This window comes from Streptomyces sp. NPDC046862 (assembly GCF_040704615.1).
Classification (GTDB): domain Bacteria; phylum Actinomycetota; class Actinomycetes; order Streptomycetales; family Streptomycetaceae; genus Streptomyces.
In genome coordinates this window covers 40,763-57,704 of record NZ_JBEYXP010000033.1, presented here as the reverse complement: position 1 = coordinate 57,704, position 16,942 = coordinate 40,763, and the positions used below count along the sequence as shown (strand labels likewise).

Genomic DNA, 16,942 nt, shown 5'->3' with positions numbered 1-16,942 from the left:
CCCAGCACCTCAACCCGGCAGACGAGACGGCTAACCGGTAGCGAGGTCCGGGCCGGAAGACGCGGCGGACGGTGGTGCTGGCGTTTCGAACGTCAGCCCGCCGTCCTCGGCGTCCACCAGCACGCGCCGGCCGGCAGAGAGACGGCCGTCCAGCAACAGCCGGGACAGATGGTTGTCGACCTCCCGCTGGATCGTGCGGCGCAGCGGCCGCGCGCCGTACTCGGGCTCGTGGCCGTGGCGGGCCAGCCAGTCCACGGCCCGCTCGGTGAACTCGATCGTGACGCCCTGCGTGTCCAGACGGCGCCGGGTCCCTTCCAGCAGCAGATCGGTGATGCGCCGCAGCTGTTCGGCGGTGAGCTGCCGGAAGACCACGATCTCGTCGACCCGGTTGAGGAACTCGGGCCGGAAGTGCTCCCGCAGCGGACGCAGGATCCGTTCGCGCCGAGCCTCCTCGTCGGCCTCCGCCCCGCCCGCGGCGAAGCCCAGGCCGGAACCGCGCCGGGAGATCGCCTCGGAGCCGAGGTTGCTCGTCATCACGATGACGGTGTGGGTGAAGTCCACGGTCCGGCCCTGGGCGTCGGTGAGCCGCCCGTCGTCGAGGACCTGCAGCAGGATGTTGAAGACGTCCGGGTGGGCCTTCTCCACCTCGTCCAGCAGGAGCAGCGAGTACGGGTGGCGGCGCACGGTCTCGGTGAGCTGGCCGGCCTCCTCGTGACCGACGTACCCGGGCGGCGCCCCGACCAGGCGGCTCACGGTGTGCCGCTCCTGGTACTCGCTCATGTCGAGCCGCACCATCCGCTCCTCGCTGCCGAACAACGCCTCCGCGAGCGCGCGGGCCAGCTCCGTCTTGCCCACGCCGGTCGGGCCGAGGAAGAGGAAGCTGCCGATGGGCCGCTCGGGGCTGGCGAGGCCCGCCCGTGAGCGCAGGATCGCCTCGGACACCGCGCTCACCGCCTCGTCCTGCCCGACGACACGCTGGTGCAGGTGGTCCTCCAGGCCGAGCAGCCGTTCCTTCTCCTCCTGGGTGAGGCTGCTGACGGGGATGCCGGTCTGGCGGGAGACCACCTCGGCGATGTCCTCGGCGGTGACCTCGAGATGCTGGCCGTCATCGGTCGACCGCACCTCGGTCCCGGCGTCGCCGACCTTCTCCTTCAGCTCCATGATGCGGTCGCGCAACTGCGTGGCCTGCTCGTACTGCTCACTCGCGACCGCCTGGTCCTTGTCCCGGGTCAGCTGCTCGATCTCGCGCTCCAGGGCCCGGACGTCGGTGCCCTTCGTGCCGGCGCGCAGCCGTACGCGGGCGCCCGCCTGGTCCATGAGGTCGATGGCCTTGTCCGGGAGCTGCCGGTCGGCGATGTAGCGGTCGGACAGCTCCACGGCCGCCACCAGCGCCTCATCGGTGTAGCGGACCTGGTGGTGGGCCTCGTAGCGGTCGCTGAGACCCCGCAGGATCTCCAGCGCGTCCGCGACGGTCGGCTCGGGCACCATGATCGGCTGGAAACGGCGGGCGAGGGCCGCGTCCTTCTCGATCCTGCGGAACTCCTCCAGCGTCGTGGCGCCCACGATGTGCAGTTCACCGCGTGCCAGGGCCGGTTTGAGGATGTTCCCGGCGTCCATCGAACCGCTCTCGCCGGCGCCCGTGCCCACGACCGTGTGCAGTTCGTCGATGAAGACGATCAGCTGGTCGGAGTGGGTGCGGATCTCGTCGACGATGTTCGTCAGCCGCTCCTCGAAGTCGCCCCGGTAGCGGGTCCCGGCGACCACGCCGGACAGGTCCAGGGCGACCACGCGGCGGTTCGCCAGGACGTCGGGCACGTCCGCGTCGGCGATGCGCTGGGCGAGGCCCTCCACGATGGCGGTCTTGCCCACGCCCGCCTCGCCGATCAGGACGGGGTTGTTCTTGCCGCGCCGGGACAGCACCTCCACGGTCTGCTCGATCTCCTCGTCACGGCCGATCACGGGATCGATACGGCCCTGCCGCGCGAGGTCGGTCAGATCACGGCCGTACTTGTCGAGCGTCGGCGTGGGGCCGCGCTGCTGACGGTCGGGGCGCGTCTGGACGCCCGGCGGGTAGCCCGCCGACGGCGACTCCGGTGCCTCGGGCGGCAGCGAGGGGGGTGAGAACCGGGCGGCGTTCAGGATGTGCCCGGCCGCCGAGTCCGGGTTGGCGGCCAGGGCGCTGAGGACGTGCTCGGGGCCGATGTAGCCGGAGCCCCTGATCCGGGCGAGCTCGTGGGCGTCCAGGAGCGCGCGTTTGACCGCGGGGGTCAGGGCGAGCGATGCGGGCGACGGGGCGCTGCCCTGTTGCTGTCCGGCCGGGCCGATGCGTTCGTCGATCTCGGTGGCCAGTGAGTCGGGGTCGGCGCCGGCGCCCGCCAGCAGACTTCGGGTGGGTTCGATGGCGACCGCGGCGCGCAGCAGGTGCTGGGTGTCTAGGTCGCTGCTGCCGTGATCGGCCGCGTATGTGGCCGCGTCGGCGACCAGCTGCCGGGCCTGCCTGCTCATCAGCCGTCCGATGTCGACGCGCTGGGGGTGCGGCCCGCCGAAGAAGCGCGCCAGGAACTCTCCGAAGGGGTCCGGGCCGTAGCCCTGCGGACCGGGAAACCCGCTGGTCATGGCCATCCGTTCCGGGGCCAGGACCCGGTCTCGCTCGGCCCCTGGCGCCCTCGCCGATCGAGGTGTTCGTTCGGCACGCGAGTGCCCGATCACCCCGGTGTTACACCTGACCCCCAAAGGGGCGCGAGGAACTGCGCGACCAGCCACGACGAACCCGCACTCAGAACCGACCGGACCCCCAACGGCGCTCACCGCTCAGTCAGCACCCGCGGCCCCGACTCCATGATCGCCACCGTGTGCTCCGCGTGCGCCGCCCGCGACCCGTCGTTCGTCCGCAGAGTCCACCCGTCCGAAGCCTCGTGGTATCCGTCTCCACCTCCACCGATCAGCATGGGCTCGATGGCGAGCGCCATCCCGTGCCGCAGCCGCATCCCACGGCCGGGACGGCCCTCGTTCGGCACCGAAGGGTCCTCGTGCATACGGCGGCCGATCCCGTGGCCGCCGAACCCGTCCGGGATGCCGTACCCGGCCGCGCGGCACACCGAGCCGATGGCGTGCGCGATGTCGCCGATGCGGTTGCCGACCACCGCGGCGGCGATGCCCGCCTCCAGCGCGCGCTCGGCCGTCTCGACCAGCCGCAGGTCGGCCGCGCGCGGTGTGCCGACGACGAAGCTGATGGCCGAGTCGCCGGCCCAGCCGCCGAGTTCGGCACCGCAGTCGATGGACACCAGGTCGCCGTCCCGCAGCCGGTACGTCGTCGGGATGCCGTGCACGATCGCGTCATTGACCGAGGCGCAGATCACGGCCGGGAAGGGCGTGGGCGCGAAGGAGGGGCGGTAGCCGAGGAAGGGGGACCCCGCGCCGGCCCGACGCAGCACCTCCCGCGCCACCTCGTCCAGCTCCAGGAGCGAGACTCCCACCTCCGCGGCCTTCCGCACCGCTGTGAGCGCCTGCCCGACGACCTGTCCCGTGTCGTACATCGCGTCGATCGACGCGTCGGTCTTCAGTTCCACCATGCCAATTACTATACCGCCTGCGCCCAATTACTATACCGCCACCCTGTCATCGCCAAGACGGTCCGGCCGGTGGCGATCGGTATTAGAATGGGCTCATGGTCCGCAACCCCCTGACCCCCGAAGAGCGTGAGCGCGGCGAGCGGCTCGGGAGGTTGCTGCGCGAAGCCCGTGGCGACCGGAGCATGGCGGAGATCGCCGCGTCCGCCGGGATCTCCGCCGAGACCCTCCGCAAGATCGAGACAGGCCGCGCCCCGACCCCGGCCTTCTTCACCGTGGCGGCGCTGGCCCAGGTGCTCGGTCTGTCGATGGACGCCCTCGTCGGCCGGTGCGTGCCGGCCCCGGCCTAGGTGTGCTGTCCCGGGTTCCACCCCCTCCTCGAACGGGTCACGCACAGGCGTCACCCGACCCCACAGAGCACACTGCGCCCCTTCTGAAAACTCCCCGTAGCAGTCCTGTAACACGGCTGGTGTTTTCTACGGGGCCGGAGCACTCCAGTCTGGCGGGAGTCGAGCGATGGCTGTGGACCAACTCCCCGTGCAGGCGAGGGAGTTCGCGAGCTACCTGAACAAGCTGCTGACCCGGATCGATCCGGCCGGTGGCTGGTGCGCGGTGTTCTGGCAGCGGGACCCCGAGGGCATGCGCGCCTGCCTCGACGGCCGGGAGGTCCCGCCGTGGGACGTGGTGGAGGCGCTCCTGCAGGACCTCGCCACCGCATACGGTCCCGCCGCCGCGGCTCAGGAGGCCGAGCGGGCCCGCGCCCTGCACGGAGCCGCGCTGCCAGCCCACGACTCCGGACCCGGAGCCCGCGACGCACTGGGCGACCGCCTCGGCGTCATGATCCGCGAGCAGCGCCACGCCGCCGAGCGCCACGCCGAACTCTCCCACCGGCTCCGGACGGCCACCACCCCGCAGGAAGCCGAGTCCCTCCGTCTCGACCTGGCCTGGGCCCAGGACGACCACGAACGGGCCACGGCCCGTTGCACCGAGCTCCGCGCCCGCCTCACCGACCTCGACCGCCGTGCCCCGCGCACACCAGGGCAGGCCGCGCCACGCTTCCGGGACGCGGACGCCGGAGCCGTCTTCCGGGTACGGGACAGGGGTGAACACCCCTCGGAAGCAGCGGCGGGCGCCCGACGCGCGGTTTCAGCCCCTCCGGCGTTCGAGGAGCGGGGTCCGGTGCGGAGCCCCGGGGAGGGGACGGGTAGGGGTGGGGGCGAGGAAACTCACGCCGCCGCCCTCCGGGCAGGAATCGGCACCCACGTCCCAGGGGCCTTCCACACCCCTGGCCCTCATACCCCGGATGCCTTCGCCGCCCCCGGAGTCCACGACGTGCCCGGAGCCCACGACGCCGACGAGCCCTTCGGCTTCCGGCAGCCGGGCCGGACCGCCACCGACCCGGGCCCCGCCTCCGGCGCGGCCGCCCTCACCACCGCCTCCACATCCGCATCCGTCCCCACGACCACCCCCGCACCCGAGCCGGAGAGCCGGCCCCCCGCCGACCCGGCCCCCAAGCAGCGGACCAAGGCCAAACGCCGCCCCCGTGGCAGCGCCCGTTTCGCCGGGATGATGGACGCCGAGGAGACGCCTCCCGCGGCCGTCGCCCCCTCGACGGCACCCGCCCCGGCCGCCGCCCCCCGGACCCGTACACCCCGAGGCGCCCGGTTCGCGGGCGCGGCCGACACGGCCGGGGCCGCGCGGCCCCAGCCCAGGCGCCGGCAGCCGCTCGACGACGCCGAGCGCCAGGAGGTCACCGGGACCGTCGAGACGCTGATCGCCCTGCGGCGCGACGGGCGCAGCGGCGAGGCGCACGCCCTGCTCGTCGAGGCGGCCCACTGGCCCGCGGCCCGCTATCCGCTGCTCGCCGCCGAACTGCACCGCGCCGGCCTCGGCGCCGACTGGGCCACCCTCCTGTGGGAGGCCGCCTCGCTGCCCGCGGAGAAGCTGGTCGCCGCCGCGGACGCGCTGGCCGCGGCGGGGCGCGCCACCGACGGGGAGCAGATGCTGCGGCAGGGCGTGGCCCGCCCGGCCGGCGAGATCGGCGGCGCCGTCCTCGCCCTCGCCCGTGAGGGGCGCGACCGGGAGGTACGCGCGCTCCTGGACGCGTACGTGCGCATCCGTACACCCGAAGAAGCCGCCCGGAGCGCCGAGGCCGACCCGCAGCGCGTGGGCCCCCTGCTCCTGGAGGCCGCGCGACGCGTGTCGGACGAGCGGTACTGGGACCTCGTCCACGCCCTGCGTGTCGCGGGCTTCGCCGCCTGACCAGCCGCCCGGCACGGCACGGGCGCGGTCACCCGGAGGGGTGCGAAACGGGGTCGACTCGTCCGGTTAACGGCGATGGTCTTGCCCAGGTGAGCGGGGAGGCTTACGTTCAAGCCTCTACGACCTGTTTCTACGGGCGTAGAGGCTCTCTGACGTCCCCGCCGAAGGAGCAGCTCATGGCCGACGTCGTACGCGCCGCTCTGGTCCAGGCGACCTGGACCGGGGACACCGAGTCCATGGTCGCCAAGCACATCGAGCACGCCCGCGAGGCGGCAAGGCGGGGCGCCAGAGTCATCGGCTTCCAGGAAGTCTTCAACGCCCCCTACTTCTGCCAGGTCCAGGAGCCCGAGCACTACTCCTGGGCCGAGCCCGTGCCCGACGGACCGACGGTCCGTCGTATGCGGGATCTGGCCCGCGAAACGGGCATGGTGATCGTCGTCCCGGTCTTCGAGGTCGAGCAGTCCGGCTTCTACTACAACACCGCGGCCGTGATCGACGCGGACGGCACCTACCTCGGCAAGTACCGCAAGCACCACATTCCGCAGGTCAAGGGTTTCTGGGAGAAGTACTACTTCAAGCCGGGGAACCTGGGCTGGCCCGTCTTCGACACGGCGGTCGGCAAGATCGGCGTGTACATCTGCTACGACCGCCACTTCCCGGAGGGCTGGCGGCAGCTCGGCCTGAACGGCGCCCAGCTCGTCTACAACCCGTCCGCCACCCACCGGGGCCTGTCCTCCCACCTGTGGCAGCTGGAGCAGCCGGCGGCGGCCGTCGCCAACGAGTACTTCGTCGCCGCGATCAACCGTGTGGGCAAGGAGGAGTACGGGGACAACGACTTCTACGGGACGAGCTACTTCGTCGACCCCCGAGGACAGTTCGTGGGAGGGACCGCGAGCGACAGGGACGAGGAACTCGTCGTACGGGATCTCGACTTCGACCTGATCGAGGACGTACGACAGCAGTGGGCGTTCTACCGTGATCGCCGACCCGACGCCTACGAAGGACTGGTACAGCCGTGACAAGTGAACTGCTCGGGCGCCACAGGGCCGTCATGCCCGACTGGCTCGCCCTCTACTACGCGAACCCTCTCGAGATCACCCACGGCGAGGGCCGCCACGTCTGGGACGCCGACGGGAACAGGTACCTCGACTTCTTCGACGGCATCCTCACCACGATGACCGCGCACGCGCTCCCCGAGGTCACCAAGGCGGTCAGCGAGCAGGCCGGGCGGATCATCCACTCGTCCACGCTGTACCTCAACCGGCCGATGGTCGAACTCGCCGAGCGCATCGCGAAGTTGTCCGGCATCCCGGACGCGCGGGTCTTCTTCACCACGTCCGGCACCGAGGCCAACGACACCGCGCTGCTGCTGGCCACGACGTACCGCCGCAGCAACCAGATCCTGGCGATGCGCAACAGCTACCACGGCCGCTCGTTCAGCGCGGTCGGCATCACCGGCAACAAGGGCTGGTCCCCGACCTCGCTCTCGCCGCTGCAGACGCTGTACGTCCACGGCGGCGTCCGCACCCGCGGCCCCTACGCCGACCTGAGCGACGCCGACTTCATCGCGGCCTGCGTCGAGGACCTGAGGGACCTCCTCGGCCACACCCGCGCGCCCGCCGCCCTCATCGCCGAACCCATCCAGGGCGTCGGCGGCTTCACCGCGCCGCCCGACGGCCTGTACGCCGCCTTCCGCGAGGTGCTCCAGGCCCAGGACATCCTGTGGATCGCCGACGAGGTGCAGACCGGCTGGGGCCGCACCGGCGAGCACTTCTGGGGCTGGCAGGCCCACGGCCAGAACGGGCCGCCGGACATCCTCACCTTCGCCAAGGGCATCGGCAACGGCATGTCCATCGGCGGTGTCGTCGCCCGCGCCGAGATCATGAACTGCCTCGACAGCAACTCGATCTCCACCTTCGGCGGCACCCAGATCACCATGGCCGCGGGCCTCGCCAACCTGACCTACCTGCTGGAGCACGACCTCCAGGGCAACGCACGGCGCGTCGGCGGGCTGCTCATCGAGCGGCTGCGGGCGATCGCCGCGCAGGTCCCCGCCGTCCGCGAGGTACGCGGCCGGGGGCTCATGATCGGCATCGAGCTGGCGAAGCCCGGCACGGACGAGGCCGACCCGGACGCGGCGGCGGCCGTGCTGGAGGCCGCCCGCGAGGGCGGGCTGCTGATCGGCAAGGGCGGCGGCCACAACACCAGCGTGCTGCGCGTCGCCCCGCCCCTGTCGCTCACCGTCGCCGAGGCGGAGGAGGGCGCGGAGATCCTGGAGAGCGCTCTGAGGACGCTCTTGTGACAGCCGGTCGTACCCGGCCATTTTCATAGCAAGGGGTAATCGCCCATGACCGCCGCCCTGGAACCCGCCCTGTCGGTCCGCCAGGTCCTCGCCCTGGACCGGGTGCTCGCCGGAGAACCCGAGGTGGTGGCCGGGGCGAGTCACCTCGACCGGCTCGTGCGCTGGGTGCACGTCGCCGAGGCCGCCGACGTCGGCGTGATGCTCAGCGGCGGCGAGATGGTGCTCACGACCGGGGTACTGCTCGCCGGCGACACCGAGGCGCAGGCCGAGTACATCCACTCCTTGCACCGCGCGGAGGCCGCGGCCGTCGTCCTGGGACTCGGCCGGGCCTTCCCGTCGCCGCCCGACGTGATGCGCCGGGCGGCGGAGCGGTGCGGGCTGCCCATGGTGGTGCTGCACCGGCCGTTCCCCTTCGCCGAGCTGACCGAGGAGGTCCAGTCGCGGCTGGTGCGCCGGAAGTTCGCGGCCGTCAGCCTGTCGGAGACCGTACGGACGGCACTGACCGGGCTCATCACCGCGGGCGCCCCGCTGCAACGCCTCCTCGACGAGATCGCGAAGCACGCGGGATGTCCCGTCGTCGTCACCAACCTCGCCCACCGTGTGCTCGCCACGGCCGGGGAGCGGTCCGCGGTCGACGACGTGCTGCGCGACTGGGAGCGCATCTCCCGGCAGGCCGGCGGCAGCGAGGGCGACGGCTGGGTGCGCGCCGAGCTCGGCGGGCGCGGGGAGCGCTGGGGACGGATCGTGCTGTGCGGCTACCGCGGTGACACGACCACCGGGCGGCTGCTCGCGGATCGCGCCGCCGAGGCCCTCGTCCTGCACCACATGCTCGGCGGCTCCGTGCACACCTGGGAGGAGGAGTCGGCGCAGAGCCTGCTGACCGACCTGATCTCCGGAGCCGTCCCCGCGAGAGCGCTGCTCCCGAGAGCCCGGGCGGCCGGACTCCCGGTCAACCGCCGCACGTTCGTCCCCCTCGTGGTGAGGGACGGTGACCCCTCCGGGCTCGACCGCGTCCTGCGCATGGTGGGGCTGTCGGGGCTCGTAGCCGAGCTCGCCGAGGGGGCGACGGCCGTCCTGCTGAGCCTTGCCCGGGATCAGGACGCGGAGGCGCTGGCCGCGCACTTCGCGACCCGGCTGCGTACGGAGTCGGGGGCGGGGAGCACGGTCGTGGCTGCCGCGGACCCGCGCACCTCCTGGGAGGACGTGCCCGCCGGACTGCGCGAGGCCCAGCACGTGGCCGACGCCGTGGCCCAGTCGGCGGCCGGCCTCGACCTGCCCGTCGTCGTACGCCTGAGGGACGTCCACCTGCGCGGGCTGGTCAGGCTGCTCCGGGACGACCCGCACGTACAGGCCTTCGCCGAGCGGGAACTGGACGGCCTGCTCTGCGGCGACCGCCACGCCGAACACGACCTCCTGCCCGTGCTGCGGACCTACCTCGCGACCGGCCGCAACAAGTCCCTCACCGCGCAGCTCCACCACGTCAGCCGGCCCGCGCTGTACCGCCGTCTGGAGGCGATAGAGACCCGCCTCGGCGTCGACCTCGACGACTTCGAGCAGGCGGCCTCCGTGCACATCGCGCTCCTCGCGCACGACGCGCAACAGGGCTGACCCGGCTCGCCACGAAGCCGCACCCGCGCCCCGCGCAACAGCTGTGAAACATGGAAAGACCTGGGAAAACGGCGGTGAAACATGGGCCAGGGCAAGGGTGACACCGTGGCACGCCACACGCCCTCAGACGTGACACCGTGCAACTCAAAGCCCGCTTCCGGGCTCCCTAAGCTCGCCGCACACCGAGCGACCGGAGGTCCCGATGAGCAGAGTGATCCGTGCCGCCGTCTTCCAGACCGCGTGGACCGGCGACAAGGAATCGATGATCCAGGTACACGAGCAGGCGGCCCGGGACGCGGCCGCGCAGGGTGCTCAGGTCCTGTGCTTCCAGGAGCTGTTCTACGGACCGTACTTCTGCCAGGTGCAGGACAAGGCGTTCTACGAGTACGCCGAGCAGATCCCCGAGGGGCCGATCGTCAAGCGCTTCCAGGCGCTCGCCAAGGAGCTGCGCCTCGTCCTCGTCCTGCCGATGTACGAGGAGGAGCAGCCCGGCGTCCTCTACAACACGGCCGCCGTGATCGACGCGGACGGCTCGTACCTCGGCAAGTACCGCAAGCACCACATCCCTCAAGTGCCGGGCTTCTGGGAGAAGTTCTACTTCCGCCCGGGCAACGCGGGCTGGCCCGTATTCGACACGGCCGCCGGCCGGATCGGCGTGTACATCTGCTACGACCGGCACTTCCCGGAGGGCTGGCGCGCGCTGGGGCTCGCGGGCGCCGAGATCGTGTTCAACCCGTCGGCCACCTCGCGCGGCCTCTCCCGCTACCTGTGGCAGCTGGAGCAGCCGGCGTCGGCCGTCGCCAACGAGTACTTCATCGGCGCGATCAACCGGGTCGGCGTCGAGGACCTCGGCGACAACGACTTCTACGGGACCTCGTACTTCGTGGACCCGGAGGCCCAGTTCGTCGGCGAGGTGGCGAGCGACAAGGAGACCGAACTCGTCGTCCGCGACCTCGACATGGCCAAACTGCGCGAGGTCCGCGACCGCTGGCAGTTCTTCCGCGACCGCCGCCCGGAGGCGTACGACCCGCTGACGGCGCCGTAACGAAGCGTGGCCGCGCCCCTGGTTGCTCAGGGGCGCGGGGCTGTGCCCGATATGCGGCTGCCGCCGCGTGGGCGCGAGCAACCACAAACAACCCGCACGTACCCACCTGCGACCAGCGGAGCGTCATGAGCAGCCGTAAAATCATCCGCGGCGGTCTCGTCATCACCGCGTCCGACGAGATCCACGCCGACGTCCTGATCGAGGACGGCCGCATCGCCGCCCTCGCCGCGAGCGGCACCCCGGCCGCCGAGGCCTGGACGGCCGAGCACACGATGGACGCCACAGGGAAGTACGTGATCCCCGGCGGCGTCGACGCGCACACGCACATGGAGCTGCCGTTCGGCGGCACCTTCGCCTCGGACACCTTCGAGACCGGCACCCGGGCCGCCGCCTGGGGCGGCACGACCACCATCATCGACTTCGCCGTGCAGAGCGTGGGCCACTCGCTCAGGGAGGGCCTGGACGCCTGGATGGCGAAGGCCGACGCCCAGTGCGCCATCGACTACGGCTTCCACATGATCGTCTCCGATGTGAACCAGGAGACGCTCAAGGAGATGGACCTGCTGGTGGAGGAGGGCGTCACCTCCTTCAAACAGTTCATGGCCTACCCCGGCGTCTTCTACAGCGACGACGGCCAGATCCTGCGCGCCATGCAGCGCTCCGCCGACAACGGCGGCCTGATCATGATGCACGCCGAGAACGGCATCGCCATCGACGTGCTCGTCGAGCAGGCGCTGGCGCGAGGGGAGACCGACCCCCGCTATCACGGCGAGGTCCGCAAGGCCCTGCTGGAGGCCGAGGCCACCCACCGCGCCATCAAACTCGCCCAGGTGGCCGGTGCGCCCCTGTACGTCGTGCACGTCTCGGCGATGGAGGCGGTCGCCGAGTTGGCGCGGGCACGCGACGAGGGACTCAACGTCTTCGGCGAGACCTGCCCCCAGTACCTGTTCCTGTCCACGGACAACCTCGCGGAGCCGGACTTCGAGGGCGCGAAGTACGTGTGCAGCACACCGCTCAGGCCGAAGGAGCACCAGGCCAGGCTGTGGCGGGGCCTGAGGACCAACGACCTCCAGGTGGTCTCCACCGACCACTGCCCCTTCTGCTTCACCGGTCAGAAGGAGCTCGGCCGCGGCGACTTCTCCAAGATCCCGAACGGTCTCCCCGGCGTCGAGAACCGTATGGACCTGCTCCACCAGGCGGTCGTCGACGGGCACATCTCGCGGCGGCGCTGGATCGAGATCGCCTGCGCCACCCCGGCCCGCATGTTCGGCCTGTACCCCAAGAAGGGCACCATCGCCCCGGGCGCCGACGCCGACATCGTCATCTACGACCCGGACGCCGAGCAGGTCATGTCCGCCGAGACCCACCACATGAACGTCGACTACTCGGCGTACGAGGGCAAGCGCACCACCGGCCGGGTCGAGACCGTCCTCTCGCGCGGCGAACTCGTCATCACCGAGCGGGAGTTCACCGGACGCGCGGGTCACGGCGTCTACACCCCCCGCTCCACCTGTCAGTACCTGACCTGAACCAGGAGTGGACGCCCATGGACTTCGGACTCGTCCTGCAGACCGATCCGCCGGCCTCGCGGGTCATCGACCTGATGAAGCGTGCCGAGGACAACGGCTTCACCCACGGCTGGACCTTCGACTCCGCCGTGCTGTGGCAGGAGCCGTTCGTCATCTACAGCCAGATCCTGTCCCACACCTCGAGACTGATCGTCGGCCCCATGGTCACCAACCCGGGCACCCGCACCTGGGAGGTCACCGCCTCCACCTTCGCCACCCTCAACGACATGTTCGGCCACCGCACCGTGTGCGGCATCGGCCGCGGTGACTCCGCGATGCGGGTCGCCGGCCGCAAGCCCAACACGCTGGCCCGCATCAGCGAGGCCATGAAGGTGATCCGGTCCCTGGGCGGCGGGGGAGAGGCCGACCTCGGCGGCGGCACCGTCGTCCGGTTCCCCTGGATCAGACCCGGCGCCGAACTCCCGGTCTGGATGGCCGCGTACGGACCGAAGGCCCTGAAGATGACCGGTGAGGAGGCCGACGGCTTCATCCTCCAGCTCGCGGACCTGTACCTGACCGAGTACATGGTCAAGGCGGTGAAGGACGCGGCCGTCGCCGCCGGGCGCGACCCGTCCGACGTCAGGATCTGCGTGGCCGCCCCCGCGTACGTCACCGAGGACGACTCTCCCGAGGCGCTCGCCCACGCACGCGAGCAGTGCCGCTGGTTCGGCGGCATGGTCGGGAACCACGTCGCGGACCTCGTCGCCAAGTACGGCGAGCACTCCGCGGCCGTACCCGACGAACTCACCGACTACATCAAGGCCCGTGAGGGGTACGACTACTCCCACCACGGGCGCGCCGACAACCCGGACACCCAGTTCGTACCCGACGAGATCGTCGACCGGTTCTGCGTCATCGGACCCGTCGAGAAGCACATCGAGAAGCTGAACGCACTGCGCGAGCTGGGCGTGGACCAGTTCGCCGTGTACGACATGCACGACGCCCAGGAAACCGTGATCGACAGGTACGGCACGCAGGTGATCCCCGCGGTCAACGCCTGACCCGCCGCTCCCACCACCGCACCACCCGACCCCCACACCTGGTCTCCCCTCCCTCCGTTCCGGGGAGGGGCCGGCACCGCCCAGGCCACCGCACGGCCTTTCCCGTCCCACCTCCCCTGATTGGCCTGCCCATGACCGAAACAGTCCCCACGGGGTCGTCGATAGCCCAGACCGCCGACAGCGACGGCCGGATCGAGCTCGCCCCCGAGGCCTTCCCCGCCGACAGCCCCTTCGCCAACGAGGACCTGCGTCCCGTCCCGGTCTCCGAGCGCAAGTGGACGACGTACAACTTCGCGGCCCTGTGGATCTCCATGGCCCACTGCATCCCCAGCTGGACCCTGGCCTCCGGCCTGGTCGCCCTCGGCATGGACTGGAAGCAGGCAGTCTTCACCATCGCCCTCGCCAACATCATCGTGCTGCTGCCGATGCTGGCCACCGGGCACGCCGGACCCAAGTACGGCATCCCCTTCCCGGTGCTCGCCCGCGCCTCCTTCGGTCTGCGCGGTGCCAACATCCCGGCGCTGATCCGTGCGGCCGTGGCCTGCGGCTGGTTCGGCATCCAGACCTGGATCGGCGGCAGCGGCGTCTTCGCCCTGGGCTCCAAGCTCACCGGCGGTCACTGGGAGAACGCGAGCCGGATCGCCGGCAACCCCTGGCCGCTGTGGCTCTGCTTCCTCCTCTTCTGGGCCGCGCAGATCGCCATCATCTACCGCGGCATGGACTTCCTGCGGCACTTCGAGAACTGGGCCGCGCCCTTCGTGATCGTGGGCGCGCTCGTGCTGCTGATCTGGATCGCGGTCAAGGCGGACGGATTCGGCGCGCTGCTCGACCAGCCCTCGAAGCTGGGCTGGGGCGCCGACTTCTGGCCGGTCTTCTTCCCGTCCCTCATGGGAATGATCGGTTTCTGGGCCACTCTGTCCCTCAACATCCCCGACTTCACCCGCTTCGGCGCCAGCCAGAAGGCCCAGACCTGGGGCCAGTCGCTGGGGCTGCCCACGACGATGACGCTGTTCGCGGTCCTCGCCGTGCTGGTCACCTCCGGCTCCGAGGTGGTCTACGGCGAGGCGATCTGGGACCCGGTCACGCTGGCCGCCAAGACGGACAGCGCCTTCGGCCTGCTCTTCGCCCTGATCATCGTGCTGGTGGCCACCATCTCCGTGAACATCGCGGCGAACGTGGTCTCCCCGGCGTACGACCTGGCCAACCTGGCCCCGAAGCTCATCAACTTCCGTACGGGCGCGCTGATCACCGGTGTCATCGGGGTGCTGATCTTCCCGTGGAAGCTGATCTCCACACCCGAGTTCTACATCTTCACGTGGCTCGGTGTGGTCGGCGGTCTGCTCGGCACGGTCGCGGGCATCCTCATCGCCGACTACTGGATCGTCCGCCGCACGGTCCTGCACCTCGCGGACCTGTACCGGCCGGGCGGTCGCTACTGGTACGCGAACGGCTGGAACTGGCGGGCCGTGGCCGCCTTCGTGATCGGCGGTGTGCTCGCCGTGGGCGGCTCGTACTCGGGCGTGGACGCCAAGGGGGTGAAGACGGGCCCGTTCCCGGCCGACGGACTGATCCCGTTCCTGAAGCCGCTCGCCGACTACGGCTGGGCCGTGGGCCTGGCCACGTCGCTGGTGCTGTACGTGGCGCTGATGGGCGGAAGGGAGCGACAGCCGGCCCACGCCTGACGCGGCTGAGATAACGGTCTTCTGACGGTGTGGCCGTGCTGGGACGTCCCGGTCTGTCCCGGTCTACTGGGCGTCGACCAGCGCGGCCACCGCCTCCTTCGCGGCCTTGATGGCGCCCTTGTTGATCTCGTCCGTGCCGGGCGCCTTCTTGGTCTCGAAGTTGCTGCCGTTGTACGTGATGACCACGAGAGCGTTGGAGGCGCGGGCGATCACCACGCCCTCCCGCGTCTGCTGCTTCTTGTCGGTGGTGAGGTTCACGACGGAGTACGCCGCGTCACCGAGGCCGGGCACCACCCCTCCGCCGCTCGCCTCCTTGGTGCGCTGCTCGTAGGCGGTCCGGGCCTTCTGGTCGGAGTCCTTGATCTCGTAGGAGACGTCGAGCCAGCGGTAGTCGTAGCCCTTGAGGGCGTTCCAGGAGCAGGTGCGTCGTATGGCCTTGTCGGTCGACGTTATCTCCTTCCCTGCCGCCTTGGCGCCAGGAACAAGGGATTTGACCGTTTTTTCCGAGATGCCCTTGCAGGGGGCGGGTGCCTGCGGATACGTCTTGGAGGCCGCGGATGTCGCGGGAGCGGACTTGTCGGACCCGGACGCGGCGGCGTTCTTCCCGGCCGGATCGTTCTCCCCGGCCGGAGTCGCGGCGAACGGACCGGACGTCAACGCCCAGCCCATCGCGGCGAGCACGACGACGGGTGACAGACGCGCGGTGAGGGCGAGCGGCAAGGGGAGAGAACGCACGACGCACTTCTTGTGGGGGACGGTGCGGAGGGAGTCCGCACTGCGGACGGGACGCCAGTGTCACATGACTCCCTGTGAGGCGGAAGGGCCAACTCGCTCCGTGCCGACGCCGTTACGGGAGGGCCGTGGTTACGTGGTGTCCTGGGTGAGTTACATGGCCTCCTGGATGATTTGAGCGGAAAGAGCGCTTTCGATACGGTCCACGGCCGTGAAGGCGCCGTACGCGACCAGGTGCACCAGACAGTGGTCGGTGTGCTCGGGCCGGCGCCAGGCCGCCACGTCCTCGTCCGTGATGCGGTACGGCGCGAGGGCGGCCAGCAGCGCGAGCCGAGCCCCCGGGCGCTCCCGGCGGTCCGGGAAACCGTCCAGGGCGAGCGGCGGATGGGTGCCGTCCCAGTCCTGCAGGACGGCCTCCACGAGGTCGTGGTCGTCGGCGTCGAGGAGGCCCGCGCCCGCCATGGCCGCCCTGAGCAGCGCCGCGTATGCGAGGCCGACCGGCGTGCCGCCCGCCCACGCCGGGGCCTCGCCGGGATCGATGTGGTCGAGCAGCACGAGGGACTCGCCGGGCCGGGCGGGACGGCGCACGGCCCTGGAGAGCGCCCGCCCCGCGAGGCTCCGTACCGCGCGGAAGCCCTGGGCGCCCGCCGGCAGCAGGTTCTCGGTCAGCAGGGCCGACGCGATCCTGTTGATGAAGTGGAAGGTGAGCGCGGTGCCGAGGTGGGCGGGGGCGTGCTCGCGCGGGAAGGGGTACGGCTCCAAAGCGGCGCCGGGCACACGCGTGCGCTGCCCCCAGGCGAGCAGGCGCGCGTGCTCCTCGCTCTCAGGGCGCTCCCCGCGGGCCACCCGTTCGGCGAGCGCATGGTCGCCGGTGGCGTGCAGGAGCACGGTGTGCGCGTTCACGCAGAACGGGCACCTGTTGGCGAGCGACACCCCGAGCGCCACCAGTTCCTTGCCGGTCCGGCTGCCGGCCCCCGCGATGAGCGACTCACGCAGTAACGCCCAGGCGGGCGCGAGGAGTTCGGGCGCGGAGGACAGGACCACGAAGGTGGAGGGCTCGGCGATGCCGAAGTCGAGGGCGATCTGCGCGTACACCTCGGCGACGGTGCCGGTGGCCGACCTGGGCGGGAGGGGCTCCGTGTGACGGAAGGGTGTGGACATGGGCAGTAGCGT

At 71.1% G+C, this 16,942-nt stretch carries 13 protein-coding genes; 9 read left to right on the top strand and 4 right to left on the bottom strand.

Annotated elements, in window-relative coordinates; translation table 11 throughout:
* Positions 1 to 30 precede the first annotated feature (30 nt).
* Positions 31 to 2,616: an ATP-dependent Clp protease ATP-binding subunit gene (locus AB0959_RS31680; RefSeq protein WP_366830105.1), complete on the bottom strand. Its 2,586-nt coding sequence runs from the start codon at positions 2,614 to 2,616 to the stop codon at positions 31 to 33.
* Positions 2,617 to 2,804: 188 nt separating this feature from the next.
* Positions 2,805 to 3,572: a type I methionyl aminopeptidase gene (gene map, locus AB0959_RS31675; protein WP_366830103.1), complete on the bottom strand. Its 768-nt coding sequence runs from the start codon at positions 3,570 to 3,572 to the stop codon at positions 2,805 to 2,807.
* A 95-nt stretch (positions 3,573 to 3,667) separates the two neighbouring features.
* Here map and AB0959_RS31670 point away from each other — a divergent pair, with 95 nt between their 5' ends.
* The 9 genes from AB0959_RS31670 to AB0959_RS31630 all read left to right on the top strand — a co-directional run bounded on the left by AB0959_RS31670 (position 3,668) and on the right by AB0959_RS31630 (position 15,037).
* Positions 3,668 to 3,919 carry a helix-turn-helix transcriptional regulator gene (locus AB0959_RS31670; RefSeq protein ID WP_366830102.1) on the top strand — a complete coding sequence of 84 codons (252 nt, stop codon included), beginning with the start codon at positions 3,668 to 3,670 and terminating at the stop codon, positions 3,917 to 3,919.
* 166 nt (positions 3,920 to 4,085) lie between these two features.
* Positions 4,086 to 5,831 (top strand): hypothetical protein, encoded by a 1,746-nt coding sequence (locus tag AB0959_RS31665; RefSeq protein WP_366830101.1) that lies wholly within the window; start codon positions 4,086 to 4,088, stop codon positions 5,829 to 5,831.
* 176 nt (positions 5,832 to 6,007) lie between these two features.
* Positions 6,008 to 6,850 (top strand): nitrilase-related carbon-nitrogen hydrolase, encoded by an 843-nt coding sequence (locus tag AB0959_RS31660; protein WP_366830100.1) that lies wholly within the window; start codon positions 6,008 to 6,010, stop codon positions 6,848 to 6,850.
* A complete protein-coding gene (locus AB0959_RS31655) occupies positions 6,847 to 8,133 on the top strand; it encodes an aspartate aminotransferase family protein (RefSeq protein WP_366830099.1) in 1,287 nt (428 codons plus the stop codon). The genes AB0959_RS31660 and AB0959_RS31655 overlap by 4 nt, the downstream gene beginning before the upstream one ends.
* Before the next feature lie 45 nt (positions 8,134 to 8,178).
* Positions 8,179 to 9,741 carry a PucR family transcriptional regulator gene (locus tag AB0959_RS31650; protein ID WP_366830098.1) on the top strand — a complete coding sequence of 521 codons (1,563 nt, stop codon included), beginning with the start codon at positions 8,179 to 8,181 and terminating at the stop codon, positions 9,739 to 9,741.
* Positions 9,742 to 9,943: 202 nt separating this feature from the next.
* The gene (locus AB0959_RS31645; protein ID WP_366830097.1) at positions 9,944 to 10,786 is read left to right on the top strand and encodes a nitrilase-related carbon-nitrogen hydrolase; all 843 of its coding nucleotides are present in this window, start codon (positions 9,944 to 9,946) and stop codon (positions 10,784 to 10,786) included.
* Between the two features lie 125 nt (positions 10,787 to 10,911).
* Positions 10,912 to 12,315 (top strand): dihydropyrimidinase, encoded by a 1,404-nt coding sequence (gene hydA, locus AB0959_RS31640; RefSeq protein WP_366830096.1) that lies wholly within the window; start codon positions 10,912 to 10,914, stop codon positions 12,313 to 12,315.
* Between the two features lie 17 nt (positions 12,316 to 12,332).
* A complete protein-coding gene (locus AB0959_RS31635; protein WP_366830095.1) occupies positions 12,333 to 13,355 on the top strand; it encodes a TIGR03842 family LLM class F420-dependent oxidoreductase in 1,023 nt (340 codons plus the stop codon).
* A gap of 131 nt (positions 13,356 to 13,486) precedes the next feature.
* Complete coding sequence (locus tag AB0959_RS31630) at positions 13,487 to 15,037, top strand: NCS1 family nucleobase:cation symporter-1 (protein WP_366830094.1); 1,551 nt, start codon at positions 13,487 to 13,489, stop codon at positions 15,035 to 15,037.
* 63 nt (positions 15,038 to 15,100) lie between these two features.
* On the opposite strand, the gene AB0959_RS31625 is transcribed toward AB0959_RS31630, so the two are convergent.
* Together AB0959_RS31625 and AB0959_RS31620 are read right to left on the bottom strand one after the other, a co-directional pair.
* On the bottom strand, positions 15,101 to 15,772 hold the full coding sequence (locus AB0959_RS31625) for a hypothetical protein (RefSeq protein WP_366830093.1): 672 nt from the start codon (positions 15,770 to 15,772) through the stop codon (positions 15,101 to 15,103).
* Between the two features lie 150 nt (positions 15,773 to 15,922).
* Positions 15,923 to 16,930, bottom strand: coding sequence for a carboxymuconolactone decarboxylase family protein (locus tag AB0959_RS31620; protein WP_366830092.1), 1,008 nt, complete (start codon positions 16,928 to 16,930; stop codon positions 15,923 to 15,925).
* Between the last annotated feature and the right edge of the window lie 12 nt (positions 16,931 to 16,942).

Bases quoted from the DNA above. Each gene is read 5' to 3' on its own strand.
- AB0959_RS31665 (WP_366830101.1), top strand. From the start codon at position 4,086: ATGGCTGTGGACCAACTCCCCGTGCAGGCGAGGGAGTTCGCGAGCTAC.
- map (WP_366830103.1), bottom strand. From the start codon at position 3,572: ATGGTGGAACTGAAGACCGACGCGTCGATCGACGCGATGTACGACACG.
- AB0959_RS31660 (WP_366830100.1), top strand. From the start codon at position 6,008: ATGGCCGACGTCGTACGCGCCGCTCTGGTCCAGGCGACCTGGACCGGG.
- hydA (WP_366830096.1), top strand. From the start codon at position 10,912: ATGAGCAGCCGTAAAATCATCCGCGGCGGTCTCGTCATCACCGCGTCC.
- AB0959_RS31635 (WP_366830095.1), top strand. From the start codon at position 12,333: ATGGACTTCGGACTCGTCCTGCAGACCGATCCGCCGGCCTCGCGGGTC.
- AB0959_RS31630 (WP_366830094.1), top strand. From the start codon at position 13,487: ATGACCGAAACAGTCCCCACGGGGTCGTCGATAGCCCAGACCGCCGAC.
- AB0959_RS31680 (WP_366830105.1), bottom strand. From the start codon at position 2,616: ATGACCAGCGGGTTTCCCGGTCCGCAGGGCTACGGCCCGGACCCCTTC.
- AB0959_RS31620 (WP_366830092.1), bottom strand. From the start codon at position 16,930: ATGTCCACACCCTTCCGTCACACGGAGCCCCTCCCGCCCAGGTCGGCC.
- AB0959_RS31645 (WP_366830097.1), top strand. From the start codon at position 9,944: ATGAGCAGAGTGATCCGTGCCGCCGTCTTCCAGACCGCGTGGACCGGC.
- AB0959_RS31670 (WP_366830102.1), top strand. From the start codon at position 3,668: ATGGTCCGCAACCCCCTGACCCCCGAAGAGCGTGAGCGCGGCGAGCGG.
- AB0959_RS31650 (WP_366830098.1), top strand. From the start codon at position 8,179: ATGACCGCCGCCCTGGAACCCGCCCTGTCGGTCCGCCAGGTCCTCGCC.